This is a genomic window from Bradyrhizobium sp. HKCCYLS2038 (assembly GCF_051167655.1).
In the GTDB taxonomy this organism is placed as follows: Bacteria; Pseudomonadota; Alphaproteobacteria; order Rhizobiales; family Xanthobacteraceae; genus Bradyrhizobium.
Map to the genome: position 1 here is coordinate 992,330 of NZ_JBNPTM010000001.1, position 14,732 is coordinate 1,007,061.

The 14,732-nt window shown below is 66.1% G+C and carries 13 protein-coding genes; 9 read left to right on the forward strand and 4 right to left on the reverse strand.

All coding sequences use genetic code 11. The features are described 5' to 3' along the window. Window positions 1-78 precede the first annotated feature (78 nt). Genes ACQR1I_RS04415 through ACQR1I_RS04425 form a run of 3 tightly spaced genes read left to right on the forward strand, consistent with a single transcriptional unit; the run spans window position 79 to window position 3,114 of the window. The gene (locus ACQR1I_RS04415; RefSeq protein ID WP_434867837.1) at window positions 79-657 is read left to right on the forward strand and encodes a TRAP transporter small permease; all 579 of its coding nucleotides are present in this window, start codon (window positions 79-81) and stop codon (window positions 655-657) included. Between the two features lie 4 nt (window positions 658-661). Next, window positions 662-2,068 (forward strand): TRAP transporter large permease, encoded by a 1,407-nt coding sequence (locus ACQR1I_RS04420; RefSeq protein WP_434867836.1) that lies wholly within the window; start codon window positions 662-664, stop codon window positions 2,066-2,068. Further along, window positions 2,065-3,114 (forward strand): L-idonate 5-dehydrogenase, encoded by a 1,050-nt coding sequence (locus ACQR1I_RS04425; RefSeq protein WP_434867835.1) that lies wholly within the window; start codon window positions 2,065-2,067, stop codon window positions 3,112-3,114. The genes ACQR1I_RS04420 and ACQR1I_RS04425 overlap by 4 nt, the downstream gene beginning before the upstream one ends. 97 nt (window positions 3,115-3,211) lie before the next feature. On the opposite strand, the gene ACQR1I_RS04430 is transcribed toward ACQR1I_RS04425, so the two are convergent. Further along, complete coding sequence (locus tag ACQR1I_RS04430; protein WP_434867834.1) at window positions 3,212-3,508, reverse strand: hypothetical protein; 297 nt, start codon at window positions 3,506-3,508, stop codon at window positions 3,212-3,214. A 287-nt stretch (window positions 3,509-3,795) separates the two neighbouring features. Here ACQR1I_RS04430 and ACQR1I_RS04435 point away from each other — a divergent pair, with 287 nt between their 5' ends. Next, entirely contained in the window at window positions 3,796-4,905 is a 1,110-nt protein-coding gene (locus tag ACQR1I_RS04435; protein WP_434888707.1) for a hypothetical protein, read from the forward strand. A 51-nt stretch (window positions 4,906-4,956) separates the two neighbouring features. Here ACQR1I_RS04435 and ACQR1I_RS04440 read toward each other — a convergent pair whose 3' ends face one another. Next, complete coding sequence (locus ACQR1I_RS04440; protein ID WP_434867832.1) at window positions 4,957-5,475, reverse strand: ParB N-terminal domain-containing protein; 519 nt, start codon at window positions 5,473-5,475, stop codon at window positions 4,957-4,959. Window positions 5,476-5,654: 179 nt separating this feature from the next. Here ACQR1I_RS04440 and ACQR1I_RS04445 point away from each other — a divergent pair, with 179 nt between their 5' ends. The 3 genes from ACQR1I_RS04445 to ACQR1I_RS04455 all read left to right on the forward strand — a co-directional run bounded on the left by ACQR1I_RS04445 (window position 5,655) and on the right by ACQR1I_RS04455 (window position 9,632). After that, window positions 5,655-6,110 carry a VOC family protein gene (locus tag ACQR1I_RS04445; protein ID WP_434867831.1) on the forward strand — a complete coding sequence of 152 codons (456 nt, stop codon included), beginning with the start codon at window positions 5,655-5,657 and terminating at the stop codon, window positions 6,108-6,110. Window positions 6,111-6,318: 208 nt separating this feature from the next. Continuing rightward, window positions 6,319-7,299: a catalase family peroxidase gene (locus ACQR1I_RS04450; RefSeq protein WP_434867830.1), complete on the forward strand. Its 981-nt coding sequence runs from the start codon at window positions 6,319-6,321 to the stop codon at window positions 7,297-7,299. Between the two features lie 692 nt (window positions 7,300-7,991). Continuing rightward, entirely contained in the window at window positions 7,992-9,632 is a 1,641-nt protein-coding gene (locus tag ACQR1I_RS04455) for an outer membrane protein (protein ID WP_434867829.1), read from the forward strand. Between the two features lie 77 nt (window positions 9,633-9,709). Here ACQR1I_RS04455 and ACQR1I_RS04460 read toward each other — a convergent pair whose 3' ends face one another. Both ACQR1I_RS04460 and ACQR1I_RS04465 read right to left on the reverse strand, forming a co-directional pair. Next, window positions 9,710-10,420 carry an aspartate/glutamate racemase family protein gene (locus ACQR1I_RS04460; RefSeq protein ID WP_434867828.1) on the reverse strand — a complete coding sequence of 237 codons (711 nt, stop codon included), beginning with the start codon at window positions 10,418-10,420 and terminating at the stop codon, window positions 9,710-9,712. A gap of 93 nt (window positions 10,421-10,513) precedes the next feature. Next, entirely contained in the window at window positions 10,514-11,401 is an 888-nt protein-coding gene (locus ACQR1I_RS04465) for a LysR family transcriptional regulator (protein ID WP_434867827.1), read from the reverse strand. A gap of 223 nt (window positions 11,402-11,624) precedes the next feature. Here ACQR1I_RS04465 and aspA point away from each other — a divergent pair, with 223 nt between their 5' ends. Both aspA and ACQR1I_RS04475 read left to right on the forward strand, forming a co-directional pair. Further along, complete coding sequence (aspA, locus tag ACQR1I_RS04470; protein WP_434867826.1) at window positions 11,625-13,124, forward strand: aspartate ammonia-lyase; 1,500 nt, start codon at window positions 11,625-11,627, stop codon at window positions 13,122-13,124. A gap of 25 nt (window positions 13,125-13,149) precedes the next feature. Next, window positions 13,150-14,466: a dicarboxylate/amino acid:cation symporter gene (locus ACQR1I_RS04475; protein ID WP_434867825.1), complete on the forward strand. Its 1,317-nt coding sequence runs from the start codon at window positions 13,150-13,152 to the stop codon at window positions 14,464-14,466. Window positions 14,467-14,732: the final 266 nt, after the last annotated feature.

The following is a 14,732-nucleotide window of genomic DNA, read 5'->3' on the forward strand; positions in this document are numbered from 1 at the left end:
GCGCAGCTGTCGTCCTTTCCGCCGCTCCGGCGGGAAGGACGGGTTGCCTCCACCACCTAGCGCGCTTAAGGAATTTCCATGTCCACCGCTGAATTGCATCGGCAGGCCACGGCCGATGAAATTGCGCATACTTTCCAGGAAGGCGAGCCCGTCACCGCCGATCTCAGCCCCTATGCGGCCGAAGATTGGATCGCGCTGGCGATCTTCTGGATCATGGCGCTCTGCGTCTTCCTGCAATTCTTCACCCGTTACGCGCTCAACGACAGCTATGCCTGGACCGAGGAGATCGCGACCTACTGCCTGATCGCGGTGGTGTTCGTGGGCTCGGCGATGTGCGTGCGGATGTCCCGGCACATCCAGGTCGACCTGGTGTTTCGCTATCTGCCGCGGCTTCCGGCGCGCGCGCTCTCCACGGCGATCGACGTCATCCGCATCGCCTTCCTGACCTATGTCATCAAGCTCGTCTGGGTGTTCATCGACGTGATCGGCGACGAGCGGATGACGACGATCAAGTTTCCCAAAAAATACGTCTACTATCTCGTTCTGTTCGGCTTCGTGCTGATGAGCGCGCGCGCCATCCAGGTTGCGATCCAGAACTGGCGCCGCGGCTATTCCATTCTCGAACGTCCCGGCGCGTTCGACGGCACGGAGGACTGACGCCATGCTGATCTTGCTCGGATCGTTCCTCCTCCTGATGCTGGTCGGCCTGCCGGTCGCGCTAGCGATGGCGGTGGCCTCGCTGCTCTATATCCTCATCACCGGCATCACGCCCGACGTCACCCTGGCGCAGCGCATGATCGCCGGCGTCGAAAGCTTTCCGCTGCTGGCCGTTCCGTTCTTCATCCTGGCCGGCAACCTCATGAACATCGCCGGCGTCACCGGCCGCATCTACCGCTTTGCGGTCGCGCTGGTCGGCTGGATGCGCGGTGGCCTCGGCCACGTCAACATCATCGGCTCGGTGATCTTCTCCGGCATGTCCGGCACCGCCATCGCCGACGCCGCCGGTCTCGGCACCATCGAGATCAAGGCGATGAAGGATCACGGCTACTCGACGGAGTTCTCCGTCGGCGTCACGGCCGCGTCCGCCACGCTCGGGCCGATCATCCCGCCGTCGCTTCCGTTCGTGATCTACGGCATGATGGCGAACGTCTCGATCGGGGCGCTGTTCCTGGGCGGCCTCATCCCGGGTGCGGTGATGACGCTGGCCATGATGGCGACGGTGGCCTATTTCGCGCACAAGAACGGCTGGGGCAGCGACTCGCCGTTTTCCTGGCCGCAGCTCGGCTCGGCTGCGCTCGAAGTTCTGATCGTGCTGGCGTTTCCGTTCGCCGTATGGCTGCTCGTCGTCGCCGGCCTGTCGGTCAATATCGCGGTGGGACTCGGTCTGGTCGTGCTGCTCGCAATCGACTGGTATTTCGACTTCTCCGCCGTCATGGCGCTGATGGCCCCGGTAATCCTGATCGGCGGCATGACGCTCGGCTGGTTCACGCCGACGGAAGCCGCCGTTGCGGCGGTGATCTGGTCGCTGTTCCTCGGCCTGGTGCGCTATCGCACCATGACCTTGCGCACGGTGGCGAAGGCGACGTTCGACACCATCGAGACCACCGCCTCCGTACTGTTCATCGTCACCGCCGCCTCGATCTTCGCCTGGCTGTTGACGGTGTCGCAGGCTGCGCAGACGCTGACCGATGCCATTCTGAGCGTCACGCAGAACAAATGGGTGTTCCTGCTGCTGGCCAACATCCTGATCCTGTTCGTCGGCTGCTTCATCGATACGATCGCGGCGATCACCATCCTGGTCCCGATTCTGATGCCGATCGTGCTCAAGCTCGGTATCGATCCGATCCATTTCGGGCTGGTCATGACGCTCAATCTGATGATCGGGTTGCTGCATCCGCCGCTCGGAATGGTGTTGTTCGTGCTGGCGCGGGTGGCAAAACTGTCTGTCGAGCGGACCACGATGGCGATTCTTCCCTGGCTGGTCCCGCTGCTGCTCGCGCTGATCGCCATCACCTACATCCCCGAGCTCACGCTGGGACTTCCGAGATACATGGGGCTTGCGAAATGACCTTGACGAGCTTTGCCGCCACGCTGTTTGGCCCTGAGGATCTGCGCATCGTGGAGCGGCCGCTTGAGCCGCTCGCGTCCGGCATGGTGCGGGTCCGCTTCGGCGCCGGCGGCATCTGTGGGTCCGACATGCACTACTTCCGTCATGCCCGCACCGGCGACTTCGTCGTGACGTCGCCGCTGGTGCTCGGCCACGAGATCGCCGGCGAGGTGATGGAAGTCTCGGGCGCCGCATCCGGCGTGAAGGTCGGCGACCGCGTCGCCGTCAACCCGTCGCGCTGGTGCGGCCACTGCGGACCCTGCCGCGAGGGCCGCCTGAACCTGTGCGAGAACATCTTCTTCATGGGCTCGGCCTCGAAGACCCCGCACATGCAGGGCGGCTTTGCCAGCTATTTCGACGCCATTCCTGCGCAGTGCGTGAAGATTCCGGATCACGTCTCCTATCAGGCTGCAGCGCTGGCCGAACCTCTCGCCGTCTGCCTGCACGCCGTGGCACGCGCCGGCGGCATCCAGGGCAAGCGCGTCGTGTTGTTCGGCGCCGGTCCGATCGGGCTGCTCACCATGCTCGCCGCGCGCCGCGCCGGCGCTGCCGACATCACGGTCGTCGATATCGCCCCGGCCCCGCTCGCTTTCGCAAGCCGGCTCGGCGCCGACCATGTCTTCGACATTTCCGGCGGTGACGATGGCCTGAAGGCGCAGGCGGCTGCCGCTCCGTTCGACGTCGCGTTCGAGGTGTCGGGTACGGCGGCCGGGCTGGCCGGCGCGATCGGCATCGTCAGGCGCGGCGGCGTGGTCGTGCAGATCGGCAATCTGCCGGGCGGGCAAATTCCGACGCCGTCAAATGCGATCATGGCCAAGGAGATCGACCTGCGCGGCTCATTCCGCTTCGGTCCGGAGTTCATGACCGCGGTCGAGCTGATTTCCGACGCCAGTGTCGACGTGCTCGCCCTTGTGACGGCGGAACGTCCGCTCAGCGCCGCGCCCGATGCGCTGCGCCTTGCGCTCGATCGTTCACAGAGCGTCAAGGTGGTTCTGACGGGCCATTGATGCGCAGGGAATAAGGCCTCGGCTCACGCTCGAGCCGGGGCGGTCCGCGAGCCCCGCGCGGCCTCTCGAAGAGGACGCGCGCGGGACGCTCTTGGACCTACGGACAGAACCAGGCCGGCCCGATCTGCGTGCAGCCGCGGCGGTGATAGTCGTGCGGCCGATAGCGGTAGCGCTGCCAGCCGGCGGGAGGACCGTGCCGCCGCCCGTGGTGGCCGCGCATGTCATGGCGGCGTTGCTCGCGCTGCCAGCGTCCGTCGCGGTGATCGCGCTGCGCGAGCTGCATCGGAGCCGTTGCCGCTTCGCGTACCACTGCCGCAGAAGGCGCAGGTGCGGCGGAGACTCCGACGGAGCCGGTCAGAAGAATCGCGGAGAGGGCAACAAGGGTCGGTCGCATCGGGTGCTCCAGTTCGTCGTTGCGGCTCGCGCTGAGCCCTGTGTCATGAATGACGCGGACGGTTGGGCTGCACGGCAGCACCGCGCTGCCGGTCCGCGTGGTTTGGCAACGTGTGGCCCTGGGGGGCGTTCCGAACGGGGCTGCGGCCGAAGCGCGTCAAACTGTCCTGCTGCTGCGCCGCCAGTCCTCCAACATCCCGCGCGGCACGCCATGGGCATCGCGACATTGCTGGAGGCAGAGAAGCTCTGACCCCACTCATAATCCTGCAATGGCCGCGGGGGACGAGGTTGATCGGCGGCATGGGTTCGGGAATGATGAGCATCATTGCTGGCGAAGAAGATCCTGCCCCGGAGTCGCCATTGAGTGTCGTCCTGTTGCTCTGTCTCAGTATGCTTGCCTTGGTTGGCGTGCGGCGGCATGGCCTTCACACGGTGCCGCTCGCGCGTTGGTCCCTGGGTGCCGGCGTGATCGCACTCTCCGTTGTGCTGCTCGCCACGTCCGCGTCTGCCCAGCAGGTCCCCACCAGCGAGGCCGCCTTCACCGACTTCGTCGCGCAGCGATTGCGCGCAGCGTTGCGTCCGACGCCGGTCGAGATCAAGGGACCGTTGACGCTCACGATTGGGCCGATGCAGGCCAATCTCGATCGCATCCACGCGTTCTGCCAAACCGATACCGCCGGGTGTCTTCGGGAGATCACCAACTATGTGAGCGGCGTCGTGCAGGCGACGCGCACCGCCACTGAGAAGCCGGTCAAGGAGAACCTGCGCGTCGTCGTGCGGCAGGCGACGGACATGCAGCGCGCCGCCGAGCAACTCGGAGCCAACGGTCTCGCCGCGACGCGGCCCCTTGTCGAGGGGCTGGTGATCGTGCCGGTGCTCGACTCCTCACGCACGACCAAGGTCGTTGCCAGACCGGATCTCGCTGCGCTCGGCCTCACGCCCGACCAGGTCATTGATCTCGGGCTCGCCAATGTCCGGCGTCGGCTCAAGCCGATCATGACGGTGGCCAAGGCGGTGCCGGCCGGACAGTTCGGCCACATCACCGGCGACTATTATGAGAGCAGTCGGCTGGCGCTGATCGACAGCTGGGCGCCGCTGGCGCAAGCGCTGGGCGGCGTGCTGATCGTCGCCGCGCCGTCGCCGGACCTCGCTCTACAGCGGCGAGGAGTCGCCCGCGGCGATCGACGCGCTGCGGACGCTCGCCAGCAATCTCACGGTCCGCGCGCCAAAACCGCTCTCCAACATGCTCCTGCGCTGGTCGCCGAAGGGCTGGCAGCGGGTGCGGTGAGCAGGAGATCCGGTCGGCCGGGCGGCAAGACAGCATCTGGCCCGTGGCCCCGCGCTCCTGCCAACGCGTGTACGGAGCTGGACGCAGCGGCCGTCCGGGCGCTGAGGTGATCTTATGGACTGGCGCACGGTCGCGCGCCGGCGCCATCGGCGAACGGACGATCAATAACGGCCGCCGCTGCGCTCCTGTTGCTTGATCCAGTCCGACAATGTTTTTGGCGCTGCTCCCGCCGCTGGGCGAGTCGGCTTCGTTGCCGTGGTGCGGCCGCTTCCACTCGCAGGCTCCGCCCGCGGACGCATTGCCGCGTGGGCGCCCTGGCCGCCGCGCGTCGCGGCGAGCCTGTCGGCTTCCTCCTTCTCCAGCCGCAGCTTGCGCAGCCGCTCCATCTTCTCGCGCTCCGGATCCGGGGGCGGTGGTGGCAGCTCGCGCTGGCGCGCTTCCTCGGCCGAGATCAGCATGCCCTTGATGGCGGGCTCGCCGAGCGCCCTGCAGGCCTCCAGGCGGTGCAGGCCGTCGACCAGCACGAAATGGTCCTTGTCGCGGCGCACCAGGATGGGCTCGCGCTGTCCGGATTCCAGGATGCTCTCGGCCAGCGCGTCGACCACGTCCTGCTTGAGGGCTTTGCGCTTCTTGTCTGGAACGTGGATCTTGTCGATGGCAAAGCTTTCCGGTGCGGACACGATCGAAACTCCGTCATGGGCGTGCGCGGCCGGACAATGTCACGATCCCCCGGTTCCGGACACTGGGCAGACCGGACATGGATGGAGACGCGGGCACGAAGGGATACAATAGGGACATTCGGCGGTTCGCCGCAAGGCGCGGCTGACGGGCGCGACGTCCGGCGAGGATCGGCATCGCATTGACGGCGTTGATCATGGCTTGGCCGCGACCGGCCTGGGGTATTGTCACTGCAGGGGAGGAACGGATGACATGCCTGTGGACGATCATCGGTGTCACCGACGTGGCGCGCAGCGTGGCGTGGTATCAAGCATTGCTCGGCCTGCCCGATCGGGTGCCGGCGCATGACCATTTCGGGCAGGTCATCGCGTCTGATGGAACGGTGCTGCTCTGCTGTCATGCCTGGGGCGCGCATGAGCATCCGTCGTTGGCGTCGCCGCACGCGGGAACGCCGGGCAACGGGCTCCTGCTGTTCTTCCGCCTCGACGCGTTCGACGCTGCCCTGTTGCGCGCGCGTCAGTTCGGCGCGCGGCTCGCCGAGGAGCCGCATCTCAACCCCAACACCGGAACGCTGGAGTTTTCGCTGCGCGATCCCGACGGCTACTACGTGACGATCAGCGCCACGACGGCGGTTTGAGCCCCTCGTCATTCCAGGCGCGCGAAGCGCGAGCCCGGACTCCGTCACCATGGACGGATGTTGGGAACTCATGACCGGTGTGCTCGTGGAGTTCCATCGCCGCGAAGCCGATTGCGATAATAATGAGCAACGTCTTCCCGGCGAAAGTCGCTCGCATGTCAATCGAGGCTGCTAAGCTGCGGTGCTCTTCAACAGGAGGATGCCGCTCATGATCCATCGCGCACGCGTCGCCACGCTGGCCGCCATCGTTATCGCCTTGCCCGCCGCAGTCTTCGCGCAGGACGCTCCGGTGGAGGAGCAACTCGTCAATGCGATGAACAAGGTGTTCGGCGTGCATGCCGGATTCCGCGCCAATCATGCCAAGGGCGTGGTGGTCGAGGGCAAGTTCAAGCCGTCGGCCGAGGCTGCGAGCCTGAGCAAGGCCTCGCTGTTCGGCGGGGCTGAGATTCCGGTGACGGTCCGGTTCTCGGACTCCACTGGCGTGCCCAACCTGCCGGACGGCTCCGGCGATGCCAACCCGCACGGCATGGCGGTGAAGTTTCATCTCGCCGACGGCAGCGAGATGGACCTCGTCATCAACTCGCTGAAGTTCTTTCCGGTCTCGACCGGTGCTGAGCTGCGCGACCTGTTCCTGGCGATCGCGGATAGCGGGCCGAACGCGGCCAAGCCGACCAAGCTGGAGCAGTTCATCGGCAGCCACCCGTCGGTGCCGGCGGCGCTCGGCACGATCGCGACGCCGGACAGCTTTGCCGACGAGGCCTATTTCGGCGTCAATGCCTTCGTGCTCGTCAACAAGGCCGGCGCCAGGCAGGCCGTGCGCTGGCAGATGCTGCCGGAGAAGGTCGTGCATCTCGACAAGGACGACGCCGCCAAGCGCGCGCCGGACTTCCTGATGGCCGAGCTGCCGGCGCGGCTGAAGCAGGGCACGGTCGCGTTCCGTTTCATGGCGCAGCTCGCCGCTGCCGGCGACGACACCAAGGATCCTGCGAAGCCCTGGCCTGAGGATCGCAAGCTGGTCGAACTCGGCGTCGTCACCATCGACAAGGCGGTCGACGACATCGACGCCGCGCAGAAGAAGCTGTTGTTCCTGCCTGGCCAGCTCACCGACGGCATCGAAACGTCGGACGATCCGATGATCGACATCCGCAACGCCGCCTACGCCATCTCGTTCTCCCGGCGCAATCCCTGAGCGTGACGCCGCGGCGGACGACACGCCGTCGCGGCGCGAATGCGCCGAAGCCGGTGCGCGATCGCGTCGCGCGCCGGGATGCGGACAAACTTTGGCCGCCGTTCCTTCGCTTCGCCTCGTCAATGACGCCGCAACTGCAGCGGCACAACGGCAATTGGCGCGATCATGTGGCGCGCGCCGACGCGCTGCTGTCTCCAACGCGCGAGGCCGCACGCCGTCGGGTCATCTCGGATGCGGCGAGACCATGAGCGCGCATGTCCGATGCGGCATCGTCTCCGGCATGGCTCCACGTCATCACTGATACGACGCGCTCGCAGCGCGACCGGCTCTGCTTCCGTCAGCGCGACCGACGGCTCGCCGTCGCTCGTATGCGAGAAGGCTGCTGCGGCAGGCTGTCAGAGTGATGCGGGTCTCCGCGATGCCGATGCCGCATGTGCATCGAAGTGCACGCCGCATTGGTCGCGTGTGATGTCGTCGCGCGACAACCGCGTCTCGATCGCTTCACATGCGCTGCTACATTTCGCCAGAATCCTGCGTCCCGCTTGCAACACTCAACCTTGAAGTTTGAGCGCGCCGCTGCCGCGACGCGCATTTCCTACGGCTGACATTTTTCAATTCAGATCGCGACACAATCTGACCCTCCTGATGCGGCCGTCGCTTGTTGCGACACGTGTTCAGGAGTTATGAGTTCGATGCGTCGCGTATTTGGCGTGTGTCTTTGTCTTTCTACTTTCGCAGGAAGTACGACATCGGTCTGGGCGACTGATCTTGCCCTGCCTCCCCCGCTTCCGCCGCCCGACGTCTTCGCCTACCGATGGAGTGGCTGCCATGCCGGCGCAAACGCCGGCATCGCCTGGTCGCGCCAGCAGCAGGCCTGGAATCAGGTCGCCAATGCCGCCGCGCCCGCGGTCCCTGGCCAGCCGGTCGGAAACCCTCCCGTCGTCAAACCGCCGGTCGTCAAACCACCGGTCGTCGTCAACCCGCCGCCGCCGCACAATCCGGGCGGATGGAAGCCGCCCCACAAGCCTCCTTATAAGCCGCCGGTCTACGGCGATCACGGCGGCAAGGGCTGGTGGCAGCCGGGCAAGCACCATCACGACGACAACTACAAGGATCACGCTTGGAACAAGCATGATCATAAGTACGACAAGCCTGACCATGACGATGGGCACTATTGGCCGCATGTCGGCAAGGGCGGCGGCTACGAGCATGCCGACCATGGCTGGCCGTGGGAGGCAAAGCCTTACAAGGACGGCAAGGACAAGGACGATTACAAGCCCGGCTATAAGGACGAGAAATATGCCGGAGGCGGCTGGTTCGGGAGAAAGTCTGACGACGATCACGACAAGTCCGGCGGCTGGTCGCAGCTCCGCTCGAGCGGCTATTCCGACCGCTACGACTGGCTTCGCCACGATCACAAGGACGATCACGACAAGCCGAGCTACGTCTGGGCGAAGCCGGGCAAGGGCGAGTATGACAAATACGCCTGGCTGAAGCCGGACCGCGACGACGACCACGACAAGAACTGGCAGAAGGGCGGCTATCAGAAGGACGTCTGGCAGAAGGACAATTGGAAGAACGACAATTGGCAGAAAGATAACTGGCCGAAGGATGGTTGGCAGAAGCACGACCATGGCGGCTGGGCTTGGAAGCCGATGCCGCCGAACAAGCCGGGCTGGCCGATGAAGCCGCCGCCGGTCAACAATGGCGGCGGGCAGCCACAGCCGCAGCCGAATCCGCCGCCCGTCGTCGGCGGTGGCGGCGTGGTGCCGGCGCCCGTGGTGGCGCTGCAGATTCCGGCTTCTGTCGCGACCAATAACAGCGACGTCGTCGGCGGCATCCAGCTCGGCTGCGACTATCAGGTCGATCGCTTCGTCGTCGGCATCCAGGCGATGGCCGATCTCGGCATCATCAACGCGTCGAACACCGTCTCGCCGCAGCTGACGCTGAACTCGCGCACCAGCAACCTCTACACCGCGACCGTGCGGGCCGGCTATCTCGTGACGCCCGAGGTGCTGCTCTATGCACGCGGCGGTGCCGCGTGGACCCGGACCGGCGTGACGGCGACGAACACCGGTACGGGTGGCTCCGCGAGCGTGGCCTTCAATCGCAGCGGCTGGACGGTCGGCGTCGGCGCCGAATGGATGTTCGCCCGCCACTGGTCGGCGTTCGCGGAATATGACTACGCCGATTTCGGCACGGCGACCGGAACGCTGCCCGGCGCAGCCGCGGTGACCGGCGGTCCGAACGTCGTCAGCCAGAAGACCCAGATCCACACGGCTCTGATCGGCATCAACTATCGCTTCGAGATGCTGTCGCGCGGCGGGCACTGAAACCGCGGCGGCGTGCGACACGACAAGGCCGCCTGGTTCGTCCAGGCGGCCTTTTTCGTCTGCGGCGGTCGGCTCGTCTAGGCCACCCGCCGTTCAGGCCCGGCCAGGCACGATCGGACGCAGGCACGCGCCAGCGTGTCGGTCGGGTCGAGCAGCCGTGATGCCAGATCGTCCTGCACGGCAGCGAGCGCCAGCGGGATCTCGGTGCAGGCCATGGCCACCTGGGCACAGCCCTTGGCGATCAGCGCCTTTGCCTGGCGGCTCAGGATCGCGGTCGCGGTGTCGACATGGCCCGCCTTCACCAGACGAATGGCGCGCATCACCTCGGCCTGTCCATCCGCAGCGGGCATCGCGCAGCTGAAGCCGCGCTTGGCGAGGCGACGCTGATAGATGCCGGCGCGGACCGTGCCGTCGGTCGCAAGCAAGCCGATCGCCGCGCCCTGCAGGCCGCGCTCGGCAAGCGCATCGGCCAGCGCGTCGACGATGTGCAGGATCGGCACCGCCGTGCGTGCCTGCAGCTCGCCGTGCCAATGATGCGCGGTGTTGCAGGGAATGGCGATGCAGGTCGCGCCGGAGCGCTCCAGCCGCTTCAGGGCGTCGAGCATCGCGGGCAGGGGATCGCAGCCCTGATCGAGGATCGCGGCGGTGCGGTCCGGCACCGAGGTGGCCGAGCACACCACCATCTCGATGTGGTCCTGGTCACAGGCCGCCGGCGTATTCCGGATCACCTTGCCCATGAAATCCACCGTCGCCATCGGGCCCATGCCGCCGAGAACGCCAAGCATCATCGTCTCATTTCCTCCCTGTCCCGCTGACAATGCGGGGGCGGCGCGGTCAAATCCAATGCCGAGGCCGACAGCGCCATTCCGATTTGGCATAGTTTAGGGCGATAGCTGCCGCGCCGCGGTCCAGACCCGCTCCACCACCGGCCGGGTCCGCCGCAGGCTGCGATATAGCCGGATCTCGAGCGGAATTTCCGGTCCGAGCAGGATCAGCGCGCCTTCGTCGAGATCCCGGGCGATCAGGCTACGCGGCAGCCAGGCGAGGCCGTGGCCTTCCAGCGCCATGAACCGCAGCGCGTCGGCCATCGCATTCTCGTTGGTATGGGCGACCTGCACCGGCGGCGCCCCGTCGGCCTGCGCGAACTGCGCCTGCGCGAAGGTCGCGAGCCGCCCCAGGAACGAGCTCGTGGCATAGCTCAGCAAGGGCAGCGGCGCGCTCTCGCCGCCGGAAAGCTGCGGGCTGCGCGCGGCGACCAGGCTGTCGGTGCCGACGACGAGATGCGGAAAGTGCTCCGGCTCGAGCGGAATCGGCACGTGGGGATGGTGGAAGGTGAGCAGAAAATCATAGCTGCCTTCGACGATCGCCTGCAGGCAGCTGTGGAAGTCGTCGGGCAAGAGCCGGCTGCCGACCTGTCCGATGCTTTGCTCGATGCTGCGAAACCAGCGCGGGAAGAAGCGCAGCGACAGCGTATGCAGCGCCGCGACCGAAACCATCTGGGTGCTCGGCCGCATGTTGGCCTGCAGCGAGACGCGGCTGGCATGCAACATACGAACGGTCTCTTCGGCGGTCTCGAGGAACAGCCGGCCTTCAGCGGTCAGGGTGGTCGGATAGCTGGAGCGGTCGATCAGCGACACGCCGAGCCACAGCTCGAGCGCCTGAATGCGGCGGCTGAATGCAGACTGCGTGACGTGGCGCTCCTCCGCGGCGCGCGAAAAGCTGCGGGTGCGCGCGAGGCTGAGAAAGTCCTCGAGCCACTTCAATTCCATGATCCGACCTCGTTCCTCCCACTGCGCAAACCCTTCGATCGGGGGAGGCGTCAGCGGCGTCATACCCGGTTGCAGCGTTGGAGTTCATGCAAACTCGGAATGACGGGTGCGCACATAGCATTGGATCGTTGCCGCGTCCTGAACAAAACATCCGCCGCATCGGCCCCGCGCGCTGCGACGCATCAATGTGGCGTGACCGTCAAGGACAACGAAGGGAAGAGACGTGCGTACCGAACATGATCTGCTGGGCGACCGCGAGGTCCCTTCCGAGGCCTATTATGGCGTGCACACGCTGCGCGCGGCCGAGAACTTCCGCATTACCGGGATCGCGATCTCCAGCTATCCGCAACTGATCAACGCGCTCGCCGCGATCAAGCAGGCCGCGGCACTCGCGAATATGGAGCTCGGCCTGCTCGACGAGGTCAGGGGCGAGGCGATCGTCGCGGCCTGCAAGGAGGTGCGCGCCGGCAAGCTGCATGAGCACTTCCCAGTCGACGCGATCCAGGGCGGCGCCGGCACCTCCACCAACATGAATGCCAACGAGGTGATCGCCAACCGCGCGCTGGAGTTGCTCGGCCACGCCAAGGGCGACTATGCGCGGCTGCATCCCAACGAGCACGTCAACATGAGCCAAAGTACCAACGACGTGTATCCCACGGCGTTGAAGATCGCGGCCTGCCGCGGCCTGCGCGATCTCGCAGCGGCGATGGACATCCTGCGCCTCGCCTTCGCCCGCAAGGCGGACGAATTCAAGGACGTGCTCAAGATGGGCCGCACCCAGCTGCAGGATGCGGTGCCGATGACCCTGGGGCAGGAATTCCACACCTATGCGGTCATGCTCGGCGAGGACCAGGAGCGGCTGCACGAGGCTGCGCTGTTGATCCAGGAGATCAACATGGGCGCGACCGCGATCGGCACCGGCATCGCCTCGCATCCGGCCTATGCCCGCATCGTCTGCAAGCATCTGATCGCGATCACCGGGCTGCCGCTGATGACCGCGCCGGACCTGGTCGAGGCGACGCAGGATTGCGGCGCGTTCGTGCAGGTGTCGGGGGTGCTCAAGCGCATCGCCGTGAAGATCTCCAAGATCTGCAACGACCTCCGTCTGCTGTCGAGCGGGCCGCGTGCGGGCTTCAACGAGATCAATCTGCCGGCGGTGCAGGCCGGCTCCTCGATCATGCCGGGCAAGGTCAATCCGGTGATTCCGGAGGTGGTCAACCAGGTCGCCTTCGAAGTGATCGGCAATGATCTCACGGTGACCATGGCGGCGGAAGCCGGCCAGCTGCAGCTCAACGCCTTCGAGCCGATCATCGCGCATAGCCTGTTCAAGAGCGTCAGCCATCTGCGGCAGGCCTGCCTGACGCTGGAGGAACGCTGCGTCAATGGCATCACCGCCAACCGCGACCGGCTGCTGGCCGATGTCGAGAATTCGATCGGCCTCGTCACCGCGCTCAACCCTTACATCGGCTACGCCGCCGCGACCGCCGTCGCGGTCGAAGCCCATGCCACGGGTCGCGGCGTTGCCGAGCTCGTGCGCGAGCGCGGCCTGCTCTCGGACGAGAAGCTCGCCGAGATCCTCAAGCCGGAGAACCTGACGCGGCCGCAAAGCATCATCGTGCCTGCCGGCGACAAGGAGAGCGCGGTGCGACCTCCACCGCTGCGGGATCGCCGCAAGGACTGCGCGGCCGACGGGCAGCGGCCGGCCGCCACGAACCTCAACTGATAAAATCAAGGGAGACCAAACGACCATGACGAGCGCCGCCGACAGTTCGACGATGCACTCCAAGCGCCTGACCCATGCCCTGATCGCCAGCCTGCTACTGGGCATCGTGACCGGCTACATCTGCCACATCCTGGCGCCGACGCCGGAGATGGCCAAGACCATCGCCGGCTATTTTTCGATCGTCACCGACGTGTTCCTGCGCCTGATCAAGATGATCATCGCGCCACTGGTGTTCGCGACCATCGTCTCGGGCATCACCAGCCTCGGCGCGGAGGGCCGCACGGTCGGGCGCATCGCCGCCCGGTCGATGGGCTGGTTCGTGTCCGCGTCCGTCGTCTCACTCGGGCTCGGCATGGTCTTCGCGAACCTGTTCGCGCCCGGTCACGACCTGATGCTCCCGCTGCCCAATGCCGATGCGGCGACGAACCTGCAGACGGCCGGCATCAACCTGAAGGACTTCATCACCCACGTCGTGCCGGCCAGCGCCGCGCAGGCGATGGCGACCAATGAAGTGCTGCAGATCCTGGTGTTCGCGGTGTTCTTCGGCCTCGCGCTCAGCCGGCTGAAGACCGGCTACGCCCGCACGCTGGCGACCTCGATCGACGAGCTCGTGCTCGTCATGCTGCAGATCACAAGCTTCGTGATGCGCTTCGCGCCGTTCGGTGTGTTTGCTGCGATCGCCGCGGTCGTGACCATGCAGGGCCTCGGCGTGCTCGTGACCTACGGCAAGTTCATCGCGACGTTCTATCTCAGCCTTACGGTGCTCTGGACGATCCTGATCATTGCGGGCCTGGTGGTGCTGGGATCGCCGGTGTTCCAGCTGATCAGGCTGCTGCGGGAGCCGATGCTGCTGGCGTTCTCCACGGCCAGCAGCGAGGCGGCCTATCCGAAGATGATCGAGCAGCTGACCAAGTTTGGCGTCAAGGGGCGGATCACCAGCTTCGTGCTGCCGCTCGGCTATTCGTTCAACCTCGATGGCTCCATGATGTACCAGGCCTTCGCGGCACTGTTCATCGCCCAGGCCTATGGCATCGAGCTCGGCATCGCGCAGCAGGTCGCGCTGCTGCTGGTGATGATGGTGACGAGCAAGGGCATCGCCGGCGTGCCGCGCGCCTCGCTCGTCGTGGTCGCCGCCACCCTGCCGCTGTTCAACCTGCCGGTCGGCGGCATCCTCCTCATCATGGGCATCGATCAGATCCTTGACATGGGCCGCACGATGACCAACGTGATCGGCAACGGCATCGCCACCGCCGCCGTCGCGACCTGGGAGGGCGAGCGGGAGATGCACGAAAGCCCGGCGCCCGAACAGGCTGTCACGGCTGAGGTCGCGATAGCAGGCTGAGGCTCCGAACATTCACGTCAGCGCACGGGCTCCGCTCATCGGCGGGGCCCGTTTCGCTTGCGGTGGTCTTCGCTCATGCCGTGCTCCGCCGTGCGGCCTTGCGCGTGCCCGGCTCAACCTCTTGCACCGTCCTCCGCCTTCGCATCATATGGCGCGCGTCGGCCGGAGACTTTCGCGAACGAGCGGTGCCATTGAACGTTTCGATGCCGCGCGCGGACATATTGATCCGACCATCGAACCGGCCGTACTCGGCTGCGTGCAGGGAG

What these genes read in the sequence shown, in the direction of transcription:
- ACQR1I_RS04450 (WP_434867830.1), top strand. Translation starts at nt 6,319, where the DNA reads ATGATCCATCGCGCACGCGTCGCCACGCTGGCCGCCATCGTTATCGCC.
- ACQR1I_RS04455 (WP_434867829.1), top strand. Translation starts at nt 7,992, where the DNA reads ATGCGTCGCGTATTTGGCGTGTGTCTTTGTCTTTCTACTTTCGCAGGA.
- ACQR1I_RS04425 (WP_434867835.1), top strand. Translation starts at nt 2,065, where the DNA reads ATGACCTTGACGAGCTTTGCCGCCACGCTGTTTGGCCCTGAGGATCTG.
- ACQR1I_RS04465 (WP_434867827.1), bottom strand. Translation starts at nt 11,401, where the DNA reads ATGGAATTGAAGTGGCTCGAGGACTTTCTCAGCCTCGCGCGCACCCGC.
- ACQR1I_RS04420 (WP_434867836.1), top strand. Translation starts at nt 662, where the DNA reads ATGCTGATCTTGCTCGGATCGTTCCTCCTCCTGATGCTGGTCGGCCTG.
- ACQR1I_RS04415 (WP_434867837.1), top strand. Translation starts at nt 79, where the DNA reads ATGTCCACCGCTGAATTGCATCGGCAGGCCACGGCCGATGAAATTGCG.
- ACQR1I_RS04430 (WP_434867834.1), bottom strand. Translation starts at nt 3,508, where the DNA reads ATGCGACCGACCCTTGTTGCCCTCTCCGCGATTCTTCTGACCGGCTCC.
- ACQR1I_RS04460 (WP_434867828.1), bottom strand. Translation starts at nt 10,420, where the DNA reads ATGATGCTTGGCGTTCTCGGCGGCATGGGCCCGATGGCGACGGTGGAT.
- ACQR1I_RS04475 (WP_434867825.1), top strand. Translation starts at nt 13,150, where the DNA reads ATGACGAGCGCCGCCGACAGTTCGACGATGCACTCCAAGCGCCTGACC.